This is a genomic window from Variovorax sp. P1_H2, from assembly GCF_056405295.1.
Map to the genome: position 1 here is coordinate 1 of NZ_JBFUCJ010000121.1, position 20,168 is coordinate 20,168.

Annotated in this window: 17 protein-coding genes; 6 read left to right on the plus strand and 11 right to left on the minus strand. The window is 69.7% G+C overall.

Annotation, left to right across the window (positions count from 1 at the left end):
• Positions 1-182: 182 nt before the first annotated feature.
• The 4 genes from trmB to AC1D2E_RS29255 form a co-directional block, all read right to left on the minus strand.
• Entirely contained in the window at positions 183-962 is a 780-nt protein-coding gene (gene trmB / locus AC1D2E_RS29240; RefSeq protein ID WP_478200645.1) for a tRNA (guanosine(46)-N7)-methyltransferase TrmB, read from the minus strand.
• Positions 932-1,846 carry a tRNA glutamyl-Q(34) synthetase GluQRS gene (gene gluQRS / locus AC1D2E_RS29245; protein WP_478200646.1) on the minus strand — a complete coding sequence of 305 codons (915 nt, stop codon included), beginning with the start codon at positions 1,844-1,846 and terminating at the stop codon, positions 932-934. The genes trmB and gluQRS overlap by 31 nt, the downstream gene beginning before the upstream one ends.
• 65 nt (positions 1,847-1,911) lie before the next feature.
• The gene (locus tag AC1D2E_RS29250) at positions 1,912-2,982 is read right to left on the minus strand and encodes an NAD(P)/FAD-dependent oxidoreductase (RefSeq protein WP_478200647.1); all 1,071 of its coding nucleotides are present in this window, start codon (positions 2,980-2,982) and stop codon (positions 1,912-1,914) included.
• An 83-nt stretch (positions 2,983-3,065) separates the two neighbouring features.
• A complete protein-coding gene (locus tag AC1D2E_RS29255) occupies positions 3,066-3,977 on the minus strand; it encodes a LysR family transcriptional regulator (RefSeq protein ID WP_478200648.1) in 912 nt (303 codons plus the stop codon).
• A gap of 184 nt (positions 3,978-4,161) precedes the next feature.
• Here AC1D2E_RS29255 and AC1D2E_RS29260 point away from each other — a divergent pair, with 184 nt between their 5' ends.
• The 4 genes from AC1D2E_RS29260 to AC1D2E_RS29275 all read left to right on the plus strand — a co-directional run bounded on the left by AC1D2E_RS29260 (position 4,162) and on the right by AC1D2E_RS29275 (position 7,122).
• Entirely contained in the window at positions 4,162-4,863 is a 702-nt protein-coding gene (locus AC1D2E_RS29260) for a pirin family protein (RefSeq protein WP_478174329.1), read from the plus strand.
• A 37-nt stretch (positions 4,864-4,900) separates the two neighbouring features.
• On the plus strand, positions 4,901-5,341 hold the full coding sequence (locus tag AC1D2E_RS29265) for a DoxX family protein (protein ID WP_478200649.1): 441 nt from the start codon (positions 4,901-4,903) through the stop codon (positions 5,339-5,341).
• A gap of 166 nt (positions 5,342-5,507) precedes the next feature.
• Entirely contained in the window at positions 5,508-6,059 is a 552-nt protein-coding gene (locus tag AC1D2E_RS29270; protein WP_478200650.1) for a flavodoxin family protein, read from the plus strand.
• Positions 6,060-6,207: 148 nt separating this feature from the next.
• Entirely contained in the window at positions 6,208-7,122 is a 915-nt protein-coding gene (locus AC1D2E_RS29275; protein WP_478200651.1) for a pirin family protein, read from the plus strand.
• 3 nt (positions 7,123-7,125) lie between these two features.
• Here AC1D2E_RS29275 and AC1D2E_RS29280 read toward each other — a convergent pair whose 3' ends face one another.
• Positions 7,126-7,911 carry a sulfurtransferase gene (locus AC1D2E_RS29280; protein WP_478200652.1) on the minus strand — a complete coding sequence of 262 codons (786 nt, stop codon included), beginning with the start codon at positions 7,909-7,911 and terminating at the stop codon, positions 7,126-7,128.
• A 62-nt stretch (positions 7,912-7,973) separates the two neighbouring features.
• Between AC1D2E_RS29280 and dnaE the strand changes: the two genes are divergently transcribed.
• Positions 7,974-11,474, plus strand: a complete 3,501-nt coding sequence (gene dnaE, locus AC1D2E_RS29285) for a DNA polymerase III subunit alpha (RefSeq protein ID WP_478200653.1) — start codon at positions 7,974-7,976, stop codon at positions 11,472-11,474.
• A gap of 67 nt (positions 11,475-11,541) precedes the next feature.
• Here dnaE and AC1D2E_RS29290 read toward each other — a convergent pair whose 3' ends face one another.
• The 6 genes from AC1D2E_RS29290 to AC1D2E_RS29315 form a co-directional block, all read right to left on the minus strand.
• Entirely contained in the window at positions 11,542-12,492 is a 951-nt protein-coding gene (locus tag AC1D2E_RS29290) for a HupE/UreJ family protein (RefSeq protein ID WP_478200654.1), read from the minus strand.
• The gene (locus AC1D2E_RS29295) at positions 12,489-13,358 is read right to left on the minus strand and encodes a peptidyl-prolyl cis-trans isomerase (protein ID WP_478200655.1); all 870 of its coding nucleotides are present in this window, start codon (positions 13,356-13,358) and stop codon (positions 12,489-12,491) included. Before AC1D2E_RS29295 ends, AC1D2E_RS29290 begins: the two co-directional genes overlap by 4 nt.
• Before the next feature lie 81 nt (positions 13,359-13,439).
• Positions 13,440-15,689, minus strand: coding sequence for a hypothetical protein (locus AC1D2E_RS29300; protein ID WP_478200656.1), 2,250 nt, complete (start codon positions 15,687-15,689; stop codon positions 13,440-13,442).
• A 131-nt stretch (positions 15,690-15,820) separates the two neighbouring features.
• The gene (locus AC1D2E_RS29305; RefSeq protein WP_478200657.1) at positions 15,821-16,267 is read right to left on the minus strand and encodes a copper chaperone PCu(A)C; all 447 of its coding nucleotides are present in this window, start codon (positions 16,265-16,267) and stop codon (positions 15,821-15,823) included.
• Between the two features lie 109 nt (positions 16,268-16,376).
• Entirely contained in the window at positions 16,377-18,941 is a 2,565-nt protein-coding gene (locus tag AC1D2E_RS29310; RefSeq protein ID WP_478200658.1) for a spermidine synthase, read from the minus strand.
• Between the two features lie 6 nt (positions 18,942-18,947).
• A complete protein-coding gene (locus AC1D2E_RS29315; RefSeq protein WP_478200659.1) occupies positions 18,948-19,571 on the minus strand; it encodes a putative 2OG-Fe(II) oxygenase in 624 nt (207 codons plus the stop codon).
• A 157-nt stretch (positions 19,572-19,728) separates the two neighbouring features.
• On the opposite strand from AC1D2E_RS29315, the gene AC1D2E_RS29320 reads away from it, so the two are divergent.
• Positions 19,729-20,076, plus strand: coding sequence for a hypothetical protein (locus AC1D2E_RS29320; RefSeq protein ID WP_478200660.1), 348 nt, complete (start codon positions 19,729-19,731; stop codon positions 20,074-20,076).
• The last annotated feature ends 92 nt before the right edge of the window (positions 20,077-20,168 follow it).

Here is a 20,168-nt window from a genome sequence, read left to right on the forward strand (position 1 = left end):
GTGGGGGCGATCCAGGCCGGCGCCGGGCCGCCCCAAGGCGGCCTGCGGCCCCCTCGGGGGGCAGCGAGTACACGAAGTGACGGAGCGTGGGGGCGATCCAGGCCGGCGCCGGGCCGCCCCAAGGCGGCCTGCGGCCCCCTCGGGGGCAGCGAGTACACGAAGTGACGGAGCGTGGGGGCCCGTCAGGTGCGTTCGAACACCACGTCCCACACCCCGTGGCCCAGCTTCAGGCCGCGGTTCTCGAACTTGGTCAGCGGCCGGTAGTCCGGCTTGGGCGCATAGGCGGCCGCGGTGTTGCGCAGCAGCGGTTCGCCCGACAGCACCTCGAGCATCTGCTCGGCGTAGGGCTGCCAGTCGGTGGCGCAGTGCAGGTAGCCGCCGGGCGCCAGCCGGTCGGCCAGCTTGCGCACGAAGGGCGGCTGGATCAGGCGGCGCTTGTTGTGCCGGGTCTTGTGCCACGGGTCGGGGAAGAACACGTGCACGCCCGCCAGCGAAGCGGGCGGCAGCATGTGGTCGAGCACGTCGACCGCATCGTGGGCGCAGATGCGGATGTTCTGCAACTGCTGCTCGCCGATGCGCTTGAGCAGCGCGCCGACGCCCGGCTCGTGCACCTCGCAGCAAAGGAAGTTCTTTTCGGGCATCAGCGCCGCGATGTGCGCCGTCGCCTCGCCCATGCCGAAGCCGATCTCGAGCACGGTCGGCGCCTGGCGGCCGAAGGCGGCGCCGAAATCCAGTCTTTCGGCGCGGTAGGGCAGCAGGAACTGCGGGCCGAATTGCTCGTAGGCGCGGGCCTGGCCTTCGGTGGTTCGGCCGCCGCGCTTGACGAAGCTCTTCAGGCGGCGGTGCAGCGGATGCGCCTCGCCGGTGGGTTTGTCGCCCGGGGGCGCGGCGGCCGGCGGGTCGGCGGGGAGGTCGTTGGGAGAACTGGAAGTCACGGCGGCGGATTGTAGAGATCGCGCCATTCGCCGATCCAGGAGGCGAGCGCTTCGGCTGCCGTCGCGGCGCCGCCCGGCCGCAGGCCGAGCACCTGCGCAGCGGCCTGAAGCGCGGCCAGCGCCTCGGCCGGCGTCGCCGTGGCCAGCGCTGCGGCGCCGTTCTGCTTGGACAGCTTGTCGCCGTCGGCGGCCAGCACCAGCGGTGTGTGCAGGTAGCTCGGCGTTGCGATCCCGAGTGCCCGCTGCAACAGGATCTGGCGTGCCGTGTTGTCCGCCAGGTCTTCGCCACGCACCACGTCGGTCACGCCCTGCTCGGCGTCGTCGACCACCACCGCGAGCTGGTAGGCCCAGGGGCCGTCGGCGCGCTTGAGCACGAAGTCGCCGACCTCGCTGGCGACCGCCTGCTGCCGGCTCCCGAGGCGGCGGTCGTGCCACCGCAGCAGCGCGCCGTCCTGGGTGGCCTCGAAGCGCGAGGCGGCGAAGCGCCAGGCGCGTGCCGGCTTGCCGTGCAGGCCATCGCGGCAGGTGCCGGGGTAGACCCGCTCGCCATGCCGCGCGTGCGCCATGCCGCGTTCGGCCAGCGCCTGCTCGATGTCCTTGCGCGAGCAGCCGCAGGGGTAGGCCCAGCGCGCGGCAACGAGCCGGTCGAGCGCGTCCTGGTAGAGGCCGGTGCGGCGGGTCTGCCACACCGGCGGGGCATCCGGCCGCAGGCCACAGGCGGCGAGCTGCGCCAAGATGCGCTCGCCCATACCGGGCAGGCAGCGCTCGGTGTCGGCATCCTCGATCCGCACCAGCCAGCGCGCTCGCGGACCGCGGGCCCGCACATCGAGCCAGCTGGCGAGCGCCGCGACCAGCGAGCCGGCATGCAGCGGCCCGGTCGGCGAGGGCGCGAAACGGCCGATCCGGATCATTGAAGTGGACCCCGCCTTGGGGCGGCCCGGCGCCGGCCTGGCCCCGACGCCCCTGGGCCGTCCATTCAGGCCACCTTGAGCGCCAGCGTCAGGCCCGACAGGAAGGCATCCTCGACCCGGTGGCCGGTGCACCAGTCGCCGGCGATGCCCAGGCGTGCCTTGGCGTCCCACAGGTGCGGCTTGGCCACCGGCACCTGGGTCTGCGCTTCGGGCCAGCAGCGCGCCTGCGCGTGCGAGGGCGCGGCGCGGATGCCGGTGATCTCGGCGAAGGCGCGCAGCAGCTTGGCCTGGACCCGCGCGGCGTCGTCGCGCAGGTGTTCCTGCGACCAGGCGGCGCTGGCCTGCAGCGTCCAGCGCTCGATCGGGTCGCGGCCGGGCTTGGACGACTCGCGCGCCAGCCAGGCCACGCGATGGTGGGTGCTGCGAGCGGCGTTCCATTGCGGACCCAGGTGCGACAGCGTGGGTTGGTTGGCCTGGGGGAAGGCGATCATCAGGGTCCAGCAGGGCGCGATGCGAACCGCCTCGATCTTGCGGCTCAGTTCCGCCGACAGATTTCCGTCGCCGAGCAGGGCGCGTGCGCGCGCCGGCGGCACCGCGAGCAGCACCGCGTCGAGGCCGGAATAGACATGCTGCGAATCGTCGGCGCCGGCGGTGCGCAACTGCCAGCGCTTGCCATCGAGTGCATCGCGCTCGATGTTCGTCACCTGGGTGCGCGTCAGCAGCGAGTCGCCCAGCGGCTGGGCCCAGTGGGCGACCAGCGCATCCATCCCGGGCTGGGCGACGAAGTGCGGCTCGCGCGCGGGCAGGGCGGCCTCGGCGACGCGGCCATGGGCGTCGAGCACGCGCACGAGGTTGGCGCTCCAGGGCTTGCAGACTTGCGGGCTGGTTTCCAGCACGCGCGCGAAGCGCGGATCGCGCACCGTGAAGTATTGCGCGCCGCTGTCGAAGCGGCCGAAGGGCGTCGCCTCGCTGGCCATGCGGCCGCCGGCGGCGGCTTCGCGCTCGAACACGGTCACGCGGTGGCCGGCCTGCAGCAGCGTTCGGGCGCAGGCGACGCCGGCGATGCCGGCGCCGATGACGGCGTAGTGGCGCGAGGCGGAGGATCGGTGGCGGTCGGCAACGGGTCGGGGTGTCATGGCGGTCTCTTTGTCGGGTGGCAGTCCATGTGACTCTAACCGGGTTGGAGGGGGTGGCCGCTTGACGCTTGACAAGAGGCCCGTCACCTGCCCCGGTGGCGCTCCAGCAAGGCGCGGCGGGTGCCTTCGTTCTCGAAGCGCTCGAGCCACCACTGCATCGCGCGACCCGGGCTGCCGGCGCTGCGCACGCGCCAGGCGCAGTGCATGGTGGCCAGCGGCGCGACGCGTTCGGTCTTTCGCTCGACGAGATGTCCGGCGTCGATGTAGGGCCGCGCCATCGGCTCGGGCAGGAACCCCCCGCCCAGTCCGTGCAATTGCGCGGCCAGCTTGGCCTGCATCGTCGGCACCGTCAGCACGTCCTGGCCGCCGACGAGGTTGACCGTCATGCTGGGACCGGCGCGCGAGGAGTCGGCCGCCGCCACCGCGCGGTGCTGGCGCAGCACCTCGTCGCTCAAGGGCACGTCGATGCGCGCCAGGGGATGGTGCGGCGCCACCGCATAGACGAAGGCCAGCTTGCCCAGCGGCCGGGTGCGGATGCCGGTCGCGGTGAAGGCGAGGCTGGCCGCATCGAGCACGGCGCCGACCGCGAGATCGGCTTCTCCGCTCGTCAGCGCCTCGATGGTGCCCAGCAGCGTCTCGTCGCGCAGCTTGAGCCGGGTCGGCGGTTCGAGCGCGTAGAACGCACCGACGAGGTCGAGCAGCGGATCGCGCGCGATGACACTGTCGACCGCGATCGTCAGCATCGGCTCCCAGCCCGTGGCGACGCGCTTGACCCGGTTGGCGAGCGCATCGATCTCGCCGAGCAGGCGGGTGGCCTCGCGCAGCAGTTCGACGCCGGCTTCCGTCACCCGCGCCTGGCGGCCGCTGCGGTCGAACAGCAGCACGTCGAGGGCGTCTTCGATCATCCGCACCCGGTAGCTCAGCGCACTGGGCACGAGATGGAGGGCGCGTGCCGCGGCGGCGAAACTGCCCGTGCTGGCCACGGTTTGCAGCATCGACAGTGCGTCAGGCGTCAAAACTTCGCGCGCGGTAGGCCGCATGATCGATCAAAAAAATTGAATGATGCCATCAAACGGCATTGCTTTCCGCGGCTGGGGTCAGCCCTAAAGTTCTACCCATCCGCTGCGCACAGGGCGCGGCATTTCGAAAGGCCCTTCACGAGAGGGCAGGAGTTCGACGATGTTGAAAGTCCGTAAATCCCAGGAACGCGGTTATGCCGATCACGGCTGGCTGCGCTCCTTCCACAGCTTCTCCTTTGCGGGTTACTACGATCCGGCCCACATGGGCTATGGCAACCTGCGCGTGATCAACGAAGACCGCGTCGCCGCGGGCGCCGGTTTCGGCACCCACGGCCACAAGGACATGGAGATCATCAGCTACGTCCTGTCCGGCGAACTGGCGCACAAGGACAGCATGGGGAACGTGGAATCGATCCCGCCCGGCGATGTCCAGCGCATGAGCGCCGGCCGCGGCGTGATGCACAGCGAGTTCAACCACAAGGCCGACGAGACCACGCATTTCCTGCAGATCTGGATCGAGCCGAACGTCCGCGGCATCGCCCCGAGCTACGAGCAGAAGACCTTCCCGGTCGAGGAGAAGCGCGGCAAGCTGCGGCTGGTCGCGTCGCCCGACGGTGCCGAGGGTTCGGTGCGGGTGCATGCCGATGCGCGCCTGTTCGCAGGCCTGCTCGACGGCGACGAACAAGCCAGCCTGGCGCTGGACCCCCAGCGCAAGAGCTACGTGCACCTGGTGCGCGGCGAACTCGAGGCCAATGGCACGAAGCTCGCTACAGGTGATGCGGCCTTGCTCGAAGGCGAAAGCCGGCTGACCCTCGGCGCCGCCAAGGATGCCGAAGTGCTCGTGTTCGATCTTGCCGCCTGAAGTTCACTTTTTTTTTCAACCTAGAGGAGTTCATCCCATGTCCACCACCACCGCATCTCCCTACGCCGCTGCGGCCACCACCGGCGCTACCCAGGATTCGCTCGCGCTGCTCGGCCGCGTGCTGATCGCCTTGCTCTTCGTGCCCGCCGGCTTCGGCAAGATCAGCGGCTTTGCCGGCGTCGTCGGCTACATCGGGGCAGTCGGCCTGCCCTTGCCGCAACTCGGCGCAGTCATCGCGATCGTTGTGGAACTGGGTCTCGGCCTGTTGCTGCTGGTCGGCTACAAGACGCGCATCGTGTCGATCGTGCTGGCCGTGTTCACGGTGGCGACGGCTGTGTTCTTCCACAACTACTGGGCCATGCCCGCCGACAAGGCGTACATCAACCAGCTGATGTTCTTCAAGAACATCGCGATCGCCGGTGGCCTGCTTGCCATCGCCGCGCTCGGCGCCGGTCGTTTCTCGATCGATAAGAAGTAGCTCGCCCCCAGGTTGCCCGGCACTTCGTGTCCGGGCGCCCACCCCCTACCGGGGGCAACACCAGCGGCCCGGCGAAGCCGGTTCCGCGGTGTTTCACCAATGGGCCTGGCTGCGCCGGCCGGGCATTGCGTACGATGCGCGTCAGTTATTGAGACGGGGAAATCTGATGGCCGACATCGTTGTCGTTTTTCATTCGGGCTACGGCCACACGCAGCGCGTTGCGCAGGCGGTGGCCGACGGCGCGGATGCCCAGTTGCTGGCGATCGATGCCGACGGCAACCTTCCGGCCCGAGGCTGGGAGATGCTCGCCGCGGCGGACGCGATCATCATGGGCTCGCCGACCTACATGGGCGGGCCGAGCTGGCAGTTCAAGAAGTTCGCCGACGCCTCTTCCAAGGTCTGGTACGTCCAGGGCTGGAAGGACAAGCTGTTCGCGGGCTTCAGCAACAGCGCCGCGATGAACGGCGACAAGGACGCCACGCTGACCTACCTGTGGCACCTCGCCATGCAGCACAGCGGCCTCTGGGTCAGCCTGGGACTGATGCCGAGCAACCACAAGGCGGCGACGCGCGATTCGATCAACTACGTCGGCGGCTACAACGGCCTGCTGACCACCTCGCCCTCCGACGCCAGCCCGGCCGAGATGGCCCGCGGCGACCTCGACACCGCACGCGCATTTGGCGAACGGGTGGCCGCGGTGGCAAGATCACTGAAATGAAACACCCCCGAAGCGCCTGCGGCGCTGCCCCCTCAAGGGGGCGATACCAGCGGCCCGGCGAAGCCGGTTCCGCGGTATCCCTGGCATGGATCCGTGCCGGTTTCATGGGGTGGACCATTGAAACGCAACTCTTCACCGAGGAATCACGATGACCGCAGCGCTTCTGCTCCAACCGCACGACAAGGACCTGGGCGGCGGCTTCAAGGTGCGCCGCCTGCTGCCCGCCGCGAAGCAGCGCTCGGTCGGGCCTTTCGTCTTCTTCGACCATTTCGGGCCGGCCACCGAAACGCCAGGTTCGGCGCATGACGTGCGCCCGCATCCGCACATCGGACTGGCGACCGTCACTTATCTCTTCGAGGGCGCGATGATGCATCGCGACAGCCTCGGCAGCGTGCAGGAAATCCGCCCCGGCGCCATCAACTGGATGACCGCGGGGCGCGGCATCGTGCATTCGGAGCGCAAACCCGAAGCGCTGCTCGAAGCGACCTACGTGAACCACGGCCTGCAGTTGTGGGCGGCCCTGCCGCAGGCCCACGAAGAGGCCGAGCCCAGCTTCACGCACACCGCGGCGGCGGACATCCCGGCCCTCGAGGTGCAGGGCGTGCCGGTCCGGGTGCTGATCGGCGAGGCCTTCGGCCTTCGTTCGCCGGTCGCGACCTTTTCCAGGACCCTCTATCTCGACATCGCGCTGCCGGCCGGCGCGCGCTTCGAGTTGCCGGCGCTGGCGCCCGAACTCGCGGTCTATCCGGTCGATGGCGACATCGCGCTCGATGGCGAAGCCGTCGCGCAGCACAGCATGGCGATGCTGCCCGAAGGCCAGGGCGGCGTGCTGACGGCACAGGGCGCCGTGCGGCTGGTGGTGATCGGCGGCGAGCCGCTCGACGGGCCGCGCTTCATCACCTGGAACTTCGTCTCGAGCCGGCGCGAGCGCATTCTCGAAGCCGGCGCCGACTGGTCTGCGCAACGCATGGGCCATGTGCCCGGCGAAACCGAGTTCATTCCGCTGCCGGGCCATCCGTTCCAGGTGCAGCAGGCGGCGGACACCGGCAGCTCGCCGGTCTGAGCTTCAGTTCTTTCGAGCCAGGTCCGGGTCTTCCGGAGCCCGCGCGCTGCTGCGGTTCGAACGCGCGCTGAGATCGGGCGCCAGGGACTCGCGGCCATCGAACACGAAGCACTCGCCGTGGTAGTGCGCGCCGCCGACCTGCTCGAAGTACTTCAGGATGCCGCCTTCGAGCTGCAGCACGTCGGAAACGCCGGCCTCGCGCATCAGGATCGCGGCTTTCTCGCAGCGGATGCCGCCGGTGCAGAAGCTCACGACCGTCTTGCCGGCGAACGCTTCCACATGCTGGGTCAGCGCCTTCGGAAACTCGGTGAACTTGCTGATCCGCCAGTCGATCGCGCCATCGAAAGTGCCGTGATCGACCTCGAAGGCATTGCGCGTGTCGAGCAGGGCGATGGGCTTTCCGGCATCGTCATACCCTTGGTCGAGCCAGCGCTTGAGGGTCGGTGCATCCACGCCAGGCGCCCGTCCCGCGGCCGGCTGGATCGCCGGGTGGTCCATGCGGATGATCTCGCGCTTCAGCTTGACCAGCATGCGCCGGAACGGCTGCGCCTGCGACCAGCTTTCCTTGGCTTCGAGGTCGGCGAAGCGCGGATCGGCGCGCAAGTCGCCGAGGAAGGCGCGGACGTGGTCCTTTTCCCCGGCGAGGAACAGGTTGATGCCCTCGGGCGCGAGCAGGATGGTGCCCTTGAGCGCCAGCGCATGCGTGCGGGCACGCAGGTGGTCGCGCAGCTCGGCGCCGTCGGCGATGCCGACGAACTTGTAAGCCGCGATATTCAATATTTCTTGCACGGGGGGCGATTGTAGGGATGCCCGCATCACATCGTGGAGGCGCCCTTTTCTACAATGGCCGGATGTTCGTTCACCTGCGCCTGCACACCGAGTTTTCCGTCGTCGACGGTACCAACCGCATCGATGAAGTCGTCAAGGCCGCGGCCGCCGACGGCCAGCCTTCGCTGGCGATCACCGACCTCAACAACCTCTTCGGCGCCGTCAAGTTCTACAAGGAAGCGCGCGGCAAGGGCGTCAAGCCGGTGCTGGGCGCCGAGGTCTACGTCGAAGGCCTGGGCGCCGAGCCCGGGGCGCTCACGCGCATCGTGCTGCTGGTGCAGAACAAGGAGGGCTACCTGCACCTGTCCGAGCTGCTGGCGCGCGCCTGGACGCAAAACGTCGGCCGCGGCCAGGCCCAGGCCGCCTGCAAGCTGGCCTGGCTCGAAGAATTGCAGGGCGGGCTGATCGCGCTCTCGGGCGCGCAGGCCGGGCCGCTCGGTGCGCCGCTGCTGCAGGGCCAGGAGGAGCGCGCCGCGGAGATCGCGCTGCAGCTCGCCGGCCTGTTCCCGCATCGCTTCTACATCGAGCTTCAGCGCGCCGGCAGGCCCGAAGACGAGCCGCACGTGATCGCGGCAGTCAAGCTCGCCGCACGGCTGCGCCTGCCCGTCGTCGCGACGCATCCGGTGCAGTTCGCGACCGCCGACGACTACGAGGCGCACGAGGCGCGCGTCTGCATCTCCGAGGGCGAGATCCTCGGCAACCCGCGCCGGGTGCGCAAGTTCACGCGCGAGCAGTACTTCAAGTCGTCGGCCGAGATGGCGCAACTGTTCGCCGATGTGCCGAGCGCGCTCGCCAACACGGTCGAGATCGCCAAGCGCTGCAACCTCACGCTGGTGCTCGGCAAGCCGCAGCTGCCCAATTTCCCGACGCCCAACGGCATGCCGATCGAGGCGTACTTCCGTGTCGCTTCCTTCGACGGTCTCGAAGAGCGCCTCGCCCACCTGTACCCCGATGCCGCGAAGCGCGATGCCGAGCGGCCGCGCTACGTCGAGCGGCTCGAGTTCGAGATCAACACGATCTTGAAGATGGGCTTTCCGGGCTACTTCCTGATCGTCGGCGACTTCATCAACTGGGCCAAGAAGAACGGCTGCCCGGTCGGGCCGGGCCGGGGTTCGGGCGCCGGTTCGCTGGTGGCCTACGCGCTCAAGATCACCGACCTCGATCCGCTCGAATACAAGCTGCTGTTCGAGCGTTTCCTGAACCCCGAGCGGGTCTCGATGCCCGACTTCGACATCGACTTCTGCCAGGGCAACCGCGACCGCGTCATCGACTACGTCAAGGACAAGTACGGCCGCGACGCCGTGAGCCAGATCGCCACCTTCGGCACCATGGCCGCGCGCGCCGCGATCCGCGACGTCGGCCGCGTGCTCGACATGAGCTACATGTTCTGCGACGGCATCAGCAAGCTGATCCCGAACAAGCCCGGCCAGCCGGTGACGATCCAGTATCCGCCGTCGCCCAAGCCCGAGAACGACAAGAACAACTACGCGATCGAGATGGAGCCGCAGCTCGCGGCCCGGATCGAGAAAGAAGAAGAAGTCCGCATGCTGGTCGAGCTGGCGCAGAAGCTCGAAGGCATGACGCGCAACATCGGCATGCACGCGGGCGGCGTCCTGATCGCGCCGGGCAAGCTCACCGACTTCTGTCCGCTCTACCAGCAGCCCGGCAGCGACTCGGCCGTGAGCCAGTACGACAAGGACGACGTCGAGGCGGTCGGCCTGGTCAAGTTCGACTTTCTGGGCCTGGCGACGCTGACGATCCTCGAGATCGCCAAGGACTTCATCGTCGCGCGCCACAAGGGCCAGGAAAACTTCGCCTTCGAGAACATCCCGCTCAACGACGTGCCCACGTACAAGCTGTTCTCCGAAGGCAAGACCGAGGCCGTGTTCCAGTTCGAATCGCGCGGCATGCAGGGCATGCTGAAGGATGCGCGGCCGACCCGGCTCGAGGACCTGATCGCGCTCAACGCGCTGTACCGGCCGGGCCCGATGGACCTGATCCCGAGCTTCGTGGCGCGCAAGCACGGCCGCGAGCCGGTCGAGTATCCGCATCCGCTGGTGGCAGAGATGCTGTCCGAGACCTACGGCATCATGGTCTACCAGGAACAGGTGATGCAGACCGCGCAGATCCTGGGCGGCTACTCGCTCGGCGGCGCCGACCTGCTGCGCCGCGCGATGGGCAAGAAGAAGGCCGAGGAGATGGCCGAGCACCGCGAGATCTTCCGCAAGGGCGCGGCCAAGAACGACATCGACCAGAAGAAGGCCGACGAGATCTTCGACCTGATGGAGAAGTTCGCGGGCTACGGCTTCAACAAGTCGCACGCGGCCGCGTACTCGCTGCTGGCGTACCACACCGGTTGGCTCAAGGTCCACTACACGGCCGAGTTCTTCTGCGCCAACATGACCGTCGAAATGGACGACACCGACAAGCTCAAGGTGCTGTTCGAGGACGCGCAGAAGAACTTCGGCATCAGCTTCGAGCCGMCGGACGTGAACCGCGGCAACTACCGCTTCGAGCCGGTCAACGACAAGGTCATCCGCTACGGGCTCGGCGCGGTCAAGGGCACGGGCCAGCTGGCGGTCGAAGCGATTGTCAAGGCACGCGAGGAAGGCGGTCCGTTCACCAGCCTGTTCGATTTCTGCGTGCGCGTCGATCGCCAGCGCATCAACAAGCGCACGGTCGAGGCACTGATCAAGGCCGGTGCCTTCGACTCACTGCAGCAGAACCGGGCTTCGCTGATCGCCTCGGTCGACCGGGCCTTCGAGTTCGCCAACGCGACCCAGGCCAACGTGGCGCAGGTCGACATCTTCGGCGATTGCGAACATGGCTCGGCGACGCAGGAGCCCGGCCTCGTCGACGCCACGCCCTGGGGCGTCAAGGAACGCCTGACCTACGAGAAGACCGCGGTCGGCTTCTATCTCTCGGGCCACCTGTTCGACGAAGTCGAGCACGAGGTGCGGCGCTTCTGCAAGCGGCAGATCGACGACCTGCTCGACAGCCGCGAGCCGCAGGTGATCGCCGGCATCGTGAGCGACTTCCGCGTCATCAACGGGCAGCGCGGACGGCTGGCGATCTTCAAGCTCGACGACAAGTCGGGTGCCATCGACGCCACCGCCGACGAGGCGCTGTTCAACGCCAACCGCAATGTGCTGAAGGACGACGAACTGGTGATCGTGAGCGGGCGCCTGCAGCCCGGGCGCGGCGGCTTCGAGGCCCGCTTCCAGGTCCAGCAGGTGTGGGAGCTCGCGGCTGCGCGCTGCCGCTTCGGCAAGTTCCTGCGCGTGGCGGTCAACGGCAAGGCGCCGGACATCGCGCGGCTGGTGAAGGACTTCCCGCCGCGCACCGCGCAGAGCGAGCACGGCGAGCTGCAGCAGGGGCTGGGTGTGCGCCTGTCGATGGCCCGGGGCGGCGCACAGGTCGAGCTGCAGTTGGGCGAGCGCGCCAAGTTCTTTCCGACCGATGCGGCGCTGGCGAGCTGGATGGCGCAGGCGGATGCAGGCAGGGCGGCGGTGGTCTACGAGTAGGGCGGGTCGTTGTTCGACGACGTGGCCTGCCATGACTCGCGCAGCGCCATGAATCGCGTCACCGGACTCAGCCCAGCATCGTCGCGATGCGCGCGCACGACCAGTACGCGGCGAGCGTGCCGATCACATACAGCGTGGCCTGGCGCGCCTGCGGCATCGCGGGCCAGCGCCGTGCCGCGAGGTACAGCAGCCAGGCCGCGGCGACCGTCAGCAGCTGACCGATCTCGACGCCGACGTTGAAGGTGAGCAGCGCGACCCAGAGGTAGTTGTCGGGCAGCCCGATCTCCTTCAGCGCGCCGGCGAATCCGAGCCCGTGCACGAGCCCGAACAGGAAGGCCACCAGCGCCGGCCAGCGGCGCGCCAGCGTCTGCCGCTGGCGCAGCGCCTCGCCGGCCACCAGCATGATCGACAGCGCGATCGTGGCTTCCACGGGCGGCGGCCGCAGGGTCAGCAAGCCCAGTGCGCTGCTCGCCAGCGTCAGGCTGTGGGCGACCGTGAAGGCGGTGATCGTGAGCAGCAGCCGGCGGTTGAAGCCGACCAGGAACAGCAGGCCGATGACGAACATCAGGTGGTCCCAGCCCGTGAGGATGTGCTCGATGCCGAGCAGCGTGTAGGCCGACGCGATCTGTCCGATGCCGCGGTTGTCGTCGGCCGAGCCGTACAGCTGGACGGTCGGCTGGCCCGCCGTGACGGTGTAGACGCGCGATTGGCCATCGGCCCAGAAGACCTTGACCAGCGCGGCCGAATAGCGCTTGCCGACGCCGTCGATCGCCAGCGTGCCGGTCAATCCGGCTTCGCCGCAGCGCACCGTGTTCTCGTCGGCGCGACAGCCGGCGGGCCACACCGGCGCGAGGTCCTCGCTGGCCGGGCGGTTGCCGCTGGCGGTCCATTGCCAGAGGAACTCGCCGCGCGAGATTTCGCGCAGCTCCATCTCGGCCATGCTCATTTCGTGGGCGCTCGCGGCGCCCGCTCCCAGCGTCAGCGCGGCCAGCAGCAGAGGGCGCAGCCAGGCCCTCATGGCGCCGCACCCTCGATCTTCACGCGGTACTTCCGGCCCAGCGCGCGCACGGCGGCGGTGCGCTGGTCGGCCAGGGTGGCATCGGTCCAGTCCTGCAGCACCACGCCGCGCAGCGCTTCGAAGTCGGCCGGCTGCGGCGGCGTGATCGCGTCGAGCCGGATCGCGCGCAGGCCGTCCTGGGTCGGCAGGGCGCGCCATTCACCGACCGGCATGCCTTCGAGCGCCTTGGCGAACTCGGGCCCGTAGCTCTGGACCAGGTTCTCGCGCGGCCGGCGCTTGAACAGCCGCAACCCGGCCTTGGCGTCGCCGGGGGCACCGGCATTCAAGGCTTCGACGAAGGCGCGCACCGCGGTTTCGGGCGTGTCGGCCGAGACCACGGCTTCCTGGAAGTCGAAGCGCGCCGGCTCGTCGTATTTGGCGCGCCGGGCCTCGAACCAGTCGCGCAGCAGCCGGTCGTCGTAGGGCGGCAGCTTGACGCCGGCGTCGACCACGCTCAGCGCCTTGAAGATCACGCGCTCGCGGATCGCGCTGTCGCCCTGGTCGACGCGCAGCGCCAGGCCTTCGCGATAGAGCACCTCGGTGTCGATCCAGCGCTCGCGCAGCGCCTTCAGCTCGTCGGCGTTGGGCTCGCGGCCGCGCGAGGCGGCGAACAGCTTCTTCGCTTCCGCGTCCACCTCGGCGTCGACGTCGATGCGGCGCGGGTCGTCGGCGCGGGTCTGGGTGAAATGGTCGACCGCGAACAGCAGGCCGCCCAGCAGGACGAAGTGCAGCAGCGGTTCGCGCAGCCAGGCGGGCATCGATGCCCGGCGGGGCGAAGGTGCGGCGCGGTCGGCGCCGCCGGCGGAGATGGGAGGAGGAGCGGACATGTCGGGGATTCGGCTTCGGGACACGAAAAGGCCGCGGGCGCCGCGCGGTGCGAGACCGCGCGGCGCCCGGGCTGCAGGGGCTTACTTGACGCCGGCGACCAGCGTCGAGCCGCGGACTTCGACGTAGATCGGATTGCTGTAGAACCAAAGGTCGGACCAGGCGGCGACGTCGTAGCTGACGTACTTCTGGCCGGCGACCACCGCCAGGTGGTCCGGGCAGCTCGCGTGGCTGCACGGGATGGCCAGGTTGGCGGGGGTGCCGGCATTGGTCGCCAGGTCGGCCAGCGGATTGCCGTTGGCATCGGTCTCGTTCGGCAGGCCGGGCGGCAAGTTGGTGCCGCGCAGGCGGAGGTACTGCGAGGCCGTGACCGGTGCCGGCAGGCGGAAGGTCATGCGGCGGAATTCGCCGCTGCTTTTCCAGCTCGCGCCGTTGAAGGTCTTGATGACCGAGGCGCTGGTGTTCTTGGCCGCCGCCGGCACGTTGGCCAGGTTCGGGTTGCTCAGCCAGTCGCGCGGCCACTCGCCCGCGTAGTTGAGCGGGTCGTTCGGGTTCTTGTAGCCCGTGACCATGCCGCGGATGACGTCGACGTGGTCGAGCACCGGCTTGTTCAGCGGCTGGTTCACGCCGATCTGCGCCAGCGACGGGTTGGGGAACGAATAGGGCGAGAAGTTGGGGCCCGACGGATTGCGGACCACCACCGAAACGATGATTTCCGCACCCGGGCGCACCACCAGCTTTTGGCCCATGGTGGCGCATTCCTCGTGGTCGAGGCTGGTGTTCTTCATCGCGGCGGCGGTCGCCATCGCCTCCACCACCGCATTGCCCGCGGCGTCGAGGGCCGGCGTCGAGCGGCTGCGCGGATAGGACGCACAGGCCACGAACGCCAGGCGATCGATCAATTGGCCGGTGGTGGTGAAGCTGTTGCCGCTGCGCAGGCCGTCCACGACCGCCTGCGGGGTCAGCGCGCCCTTCGACTTGTCCCGGCCCTGGCCGCGTTCGCGCTCATCGTCGCGATCGTCGTCGCCGCGCCGGCCGCCGCCGTCGCTCACCATCACGAAGTCGCGCTGGTACTCGCCGGGATAGAAGTCCTGCGTCGAGCGGCGGTCGTCGGGGCCGAAGATGCCGCGGTTGTGCCAGTCGGAGCTGGCGAAGAACCAGAAGTTGCGGCCTTCGCCGAGCAGCGCGTCCCAGACGCCGCCGACCTGGGCGCCGTAGACGCCGGTGCCGCCGTAGGTGGTGCCGCCCACGGAGTCGACCAGCACGCCGCCGATGCTGTTGCGCTTGGGCGAGTACTCGCCGCGATTGGACGAGGCGTGGTGGCCGGGCTGGGTCTCGAAGCCGAAGGCCGTCTTGGGCGCCGCGTTGTTGAAGTTGCGCAGGTGTTCGATGTTGAAGCCGTTGTTGCCGTCCGGATTGAACGGGCCGGCGCGCTCCAGATGCGAGGGCACGTAGTAGCTGCCGTCCGGGTGGTTCTGGGCCAGCCACTTCATGGCCTCGACCGTCTTCAGGTGGCCCCGCGTGCCGGTGCCGGTGCCGCCGGCGGGCATCAGCTTCTGCGCCGTGGCGTTCCAGCTCGGGTCGGCGGCGTTCAGGCTGCCGGCGACCGAGCAGTTCCAGTTGTTGCCGGTGCTGGTGCCGGTGATGTTGCCGCGGCTGGTGTCGGCATCGGCGCGGTCGAAGCAGTATTCCCACTGCGCGAGTGCCGTGGCGTTGCCCAGCGGCGTGTAGCCGGGGGTGTTCGGCAGCGTGCCCGCGTTGATCGATCGGGGCATCTGGCCGGTGATGACCGTGGTCGAGACGTGCTCATGGCCCGCGGCGACCGATTCGACGCCGGCGAACAGCGGCAGGTCCTTGTGCCGCGCCAGGTACTCGAGCAGCGGGTACTGGAACTCCTGGATCGACTGCCAGCGCCACATGTTGCCGTTGCCGCCGACGCCGCCGTTCAGCCCCTTGATGTTGGCGGCACCGATGCTGTTGGTCCAGGTCGTGGTCGGGCCCGCACCCGTGAACGGATAGGCCGGCGTGCTCAGGCTCTCGTCCTCGGCCAGTGTGCAATTGCGGTTGCCGTTGCCGCCGTGGCCGGCCTGCACGAACCAGTCGAGGCCCCAGGGCGTGTCGACGGTGTCGGTGGCCTTCTTGACCAGCTTCTGCATCGAGATCGAGCCGTCCGAGCAGGTGGTGTGGTTGTGGAAGTCGCCCGTCACGTAGGTGCCGGACTTTCTGTCGTTGCCGCCGGCCGTCGCGGCGGTCGGTGTGGTCATCATCGCGGTGACGCCGGTCGCCGCAAGGGCGGCGAGGGCGAGCCGATTCTTCGTGAAGGCAAAATTCATCACTGGTGCTCCGTACGGGTTTGTGTGCGTGGAATCTGGTGAGGGGGACCGGCGGCATGAAACTTTCGAATTCATCCGCAGGCCGCTGGAGGCTAGTGGCGCGCAGTGACTGCGCCATGACAGGCGACGCTTCAGGCGAAGCGCGCGTAGTCCACCGTCAGCTGCGTCTGGATCGGGCCGGCCTGCGCGAACTCGAGGGTCAGCGGGTACTGCCGTCCGACCGCCATCGGGAGCTTCAATCCCAGCAGGCGCAGGTGCACGCCGGTCTCGCTGAGCACGGCGGTCCGGCCTTCCTGGATCGTGAAGTCGATGGCCTTGCGCTCGCCCTCGCCGCCCCATTCGGCGCCTTCGGCCACCGGCGAGCTCGCCGCGATCAGGCGATCGGTCTGCGTGACGTCCTGGAACGACATGCAGACGATGGCCGAGGTGGCACCCTCGACCGACGCGCGCGTCCATGGGTGAATGATCGTGAGGTGGCCGGCAAAGAACTCGCAGGCCCGCGCGGAGGGGACGACGAGAGAAGCACCGAGCGCCAGGCCTGCGTTCAGGATGGCGCGCCGAGGGATGGCTGGATACATGGTTCCTGGCTCCGAAGGAAAGGCCGCTGCGCGAAGGTCCGGACGGGTCCGTGCATGCGGCCGCACAGCTTAGGAAACCCGGGTGACAGCTTGACGACAGGACAGGCCGTCAGGGCGCCGTGCCGGGGAGACGGCCCAGGGCCTGTGCCGCTTCGGGCCGCGCCGGCTGCAGCCGCATCAGTTCGGTCAGCAGGGCACGGGCCTCCGGCGGATCGCTGCGGCCCAGCGCCATCGCCATGCGCAGCAGCGGATCGTAGGCAGGACGGAAATCGGGGCTGGTCCGCAGCACGGACAACAGCGGCAGGCGCACCTGCGCCAGCATGCGCTGCGCGTCGGCCGAGGGCCGCACGGCCTGGCCGGCTTCGAGGAAGCGGTCGCGCGCGGCCCAATAGGCCGCCAGGCGAGGCGGCCAGGCGGCATCGGGGCCGGCATCGATCAGCTCGACGGGCTCGATCCGGAGTTCGCGCAGCAGCGCCAGCAGCCGGTCGCGCGGCAGCGAGTCGGGTGCATAGGTGATCCGCGGCGCCCGGTAGCCGACCACCGGCCGGTCGTCGGTGTTGGGCGGCGCGTCGCCGGCGAAGCGGGCCAGCGCCGCCGGGCCGGCGACGAAGCCGCCGAGCAGGCCGAACGCGTCGGCCAGCCCGAAATCGGCGAGCCGCTGCGGCAGCGTGGTGCCGGCCAGCCGCTCGCGCAGCCGGGCCAGCTCGAAGCGGCCGGCATTGCGCCGCGCGACCAGTCCCAGCACCGGCGTTTCCAGGCTGTGGGTGGCCAGCAGGGCCGAGCCGCCCGGGTTGGCCGCCACGAAGGCGCGCACGATGCTGCGCAAGGTCTCGAGGTCGAGCTGGTGCAGCGGCAGCCATTGGCAGAACACGCCATGCTCGGTCAGGCGCTCCCGCACGGCCCGGAAATGCTCGATCGTGTAGAGCGATGCGGTGCCGCTGCGCGCCGGGTGGTAGTTGTCCGCGACGATGACGTCGTAGCGCTCCGCGCTGGTTCTCACGAAGCGCCGGGCATCGGCGGCCATCGCGTGCAGGCGGTGGCCGTTGCCGCCGTGGGCGAACGCCTGCGTGAAGTGCGCCGATGCCGCGATGACCTCGGGCAGCAGTTCCACCGCATCGACCTGGAGCGCCGGGTCCTCGGCCGCCGAAGAGGCGGTCACGCCCGTGCCCAGGCCCAGGAACAGGGCGCGCCGCGGCGCCTCGTGCAGCAGCAGCGGCAGCAGCGCCTGCCGCGCATCGGCCACCAGGGAGGCGCTGCTGCCCTCCTGCTGGCGGTTGTCGATGCGCAGCCGCGCAACGCCATCGGCATCTTCCACCACGCTCACGGCGGCCATCGCGCCCTCGCGGTAGCTGACGACGCGGCCGCCTTCGGGCACCTCGATGAAGGCCAGCGGCGGCGCGAAGATCGCCAGCGCCAGGAACGGCGCCGCCGCGGCCCCGAAGGCCGGCGTCTTGAAAGCACCCGGCAGCGCCAGCGCGAGATAGCCGGCCGCCACCCCCAGCAGCGCGGCCTTCGGCCCCAGCGCCGGCACCCCGACCACGCCGAAGAGCAGCGGCGCGGCCGCGGCGCCCAGCGTGTTGAAGCCCAGGGCGCGGCCGAAGCTGTTGCGGGCCGCCTGCGCCTGCGTCAGCAAATGGCTGAACAGCGCGCCCATGACCAGCGTGGGCGGCAGGAAGGCGAGCAGCGCCGGCACGGCCTCGGAGGCCAGCGCCGAGGCCATGCCCGGGCCCAGTGCCTCCCGCACCGCATCCCTGACGCTCTCGGCCCCCCACAGGCTCAGGGTGCCGAGCAGGCAGGCCGCCGCTTGCAGGCACAGCAGCCGGTCACGCAGCCGCTGCGGATCGCCGGCCCGCGTGCGCCAGCGCTGGTACGCCGCCGCGCCCAGCGCGCTGCCCACCAGGTAAACCGCCAGCAGCAGCGCGAAGGTGTAGACCGTGTCCTCGGCGACCTGGCTCAGCACCCGGACCACCAGCACCTCGTAGCCGATGCCGAGCAGGCCGGTGAGGGCCAGCACCGCCAGCACGCCGCGCTCGGCCGCCGGCCCCGGCGGCTGCGGTGCGCGCCGGGCGCCCGGCGCAAAGAGCCGCCATGCCGCCAGCGCGCACAGGACGTTGAGTGCCGCGCACACGGCGGCCGTGCGCGCCAGGCCGAATTCCGGCACCAGCCAGAAGGCCGCGGCGAGGACGCCGATCACCGCGCCGAGGGTGTTGCACGCGTACAGCGCTCCGATGCGCGCGCCGTCGGGGCTCCACCGCGCCGTCACGCGCTCCATCGCCGGCAGCGTCGCCCCCATCGCCGCGGTGGCCGGCAGCAGCACGAGGAAGGTGCCGAAGAAGGCCACGGTCCATTGCCAGGCGCGCGCCGGCTGGACGCCGGTGAGATCGAGCAGGCCATGGCTGACGGGCGCCAGCAGCAGCGCGAGCGTCACGCTCCACAACGCGATCACGGCCTCGCAGCCCGCGTACCAGCGCTCGGGCCGGGCGCTGCGGTGGATCCGCGGCCCGAAGGCCAGGGCACCGAGCGCGAGCCCGCCGAAGAAGGCCGCGACCACGGCCAGCAGCGCGGCCGATTCGTGGCCCAGCCACAGCGCGCATTGCTGCGTCCAGACGATCTGGTAGCCGAGCCCGGCAAAGCCCGAGGCCAGCATCAGCCCCAGGGCGGCACGATCGCGCATGGTTGCTCAGCCGCCGAAGCGGATCTTGTAGCCCCAGGAATCCAGCTGCGCGGGGATGGCGTTGAAGGCCATCGTGATGCGCCGGGCGCCGGGGTTCGGCGGCACCGCGTGCATCAGGTAGCTGGGAAAGAGCACCATGTCGCCCGGCTCCGGCGCGGGGCTGACCCACTTGTCGGCGCTGTAGGGACCGGGCGTCGTCCGGGAATGGTCGTTCTTGAACGCGAAGTCGCAGCCGCCGGGCGATTTCATGAAGACGGTCTGCGCCTCGGGATGCGTCGGCGTCAGGTAGACCACGCCGGACACGAAGCTGTTCGCGTGGTTGTGCATGGCCTGGCGGCCACCGGTGCTCAGCACGTTGACCCACATCTCCTTCACCGACCAGCCGATCCGCTCGCCGAACAGCAGCGCGCCGAAGTCGACCAGCTTGGGCGTGATCAGGGTCGCGCATTCGACCAGCAGCGGACTTTCGCCGGGCTGCAGCATCCGCGTGTGCGAAAGCTCGGCGGATGCGTTGTTGTCCTGGGTCGCCAACGCGGCGAAGTGCGCGACCAGGCCGCTCACGAGACCGGGCGCGAGGGCGCCGGGCACGCGCATGAACGGCGTGGGAAAGAGACCGATGATTTCATCCATCGCGCGGATTCTCGTCGCTGACGCGGGCTTCGTGGCGTGCTGTGGCAAGACCCCATCGGCCTGGGTCGGGGGTCACGGGCCTGTCATCGATGCTGTCCAGAATGGTCCGGATTTGGCGCGGCGGGCGCAGCCGCACCCGACCCATCCCAGGACCCGTATGACCCTGCATCATTTCGTTTGCGCGCTGCTGCTGACCTTCGCCGCGCTGCCGGCTGCGCAAGCCGAGATCGACTTCAACCAGCTGAGCGTGCCCGCCGAGAGCGCGCCGGCGCAGCCAGCCGATCTCCCGGCGCTGCCCAGGAACGACCCGGTCGCCGAGAAGGCCGGCGAAGGCGCGGGTCCCGGCGGCGCGGTGCTCAATCCCTTCGCGCAGCCGTCGACGGCCGCACCGCACGACCTGCATGCCGAACGATCCCCGGCGAGCCATGAGCCCGCCTTCGCGCTGACGCTGCTCGCGATCCTGGCCGGCGCCGGGTTGCTGGTCTGGCTGCTGCGACGGGACTGAAATGAAACACCCCCCGAAGCGCCTGCGGCGCCTCCCCCCTGAAGGGGGGCGATACCGGCGGCCCGGCAAAGCCGGTTCCGCGGTATCCCTGG